The organism is Aeromicrobium phragmitis (assembly GCF_003674095.1).
Taxonomy (GTDB): Bacteria; Actinomycetota; Actinomycetes; order Propionibacteriales; family Nocardioidaceae; genus Aeromicrobium; species Aeromicrobium phragmitis.
This window is the reverse complement of the sequence record NZ_RDBF01000048.1, coordinates 1-545: the sequence shown is the minus strand read 5'-3', so window position 1 is coordinate 545 and position 545 is coordinate 1. Positions and strand designations below refer to the sequence as shown.

Genomic DNA, 545 nt, shown 5'->3' with positions numbered 1-545 from the left:
CCAGGGCCTCGACCGCGTCATCCAGCTCGTCGGCGGGGACGGCGTCGATCACCAGTCCCCATTCCTTCGCCTGAACGCCGTCGATGGTGTCGCCGGTCAACAGCATGCGCTTGGCCCGCTCGGCGCCGAGCCGGTAGACCCACATGGCCGTGGTGGGGCAGCCCCAGACGCGGGCAGGCATGTACCCGATGCGGGCGTCCTCAGCCATGACGACCAGATCGCAGGAGAGTGCGATGTCGCTGCCCCCGGCGACGGCGTGCCCCTGGACCTTGGCGATCGTGGGCTTGGCGGACCGCCACAGGGTGAAGAAGTGATCCGTATTCGACTTCATCATGCGGAAGTCCTTGATGGGATCCCACACCTGTCCCTGATGGTCGAGGCCCTCCTCGGCGTAGACCTTGAGGTCGTAGCCGGAGCAGAACGAGCGCCCCTCTCCCTGCAGCACGATGACGCGCACCGCGTCGTCGTCGTCCGCCTCCCCCACGGCGGCGGCGATCTCCCTCGCCTTCTCGGCGGTGATCGCGTTCAGGCGCTCGGGGCGGTTG

The 545-nt window shown here is 68.3% G+C and carries 1 protein-coding gene; it reads right to left on the bottom strand.

Going from position 1 to position 545, the window contains the following annotated elements; genetic code table 11:
• Positions 1–545 (bottom strand): crotonase/enoyl-CoA hydratase family protein (locus tag D9V41_RS16180; protein WP_133434231.1); only part of this gene is annotated, 545 nt, incomplete at both ends.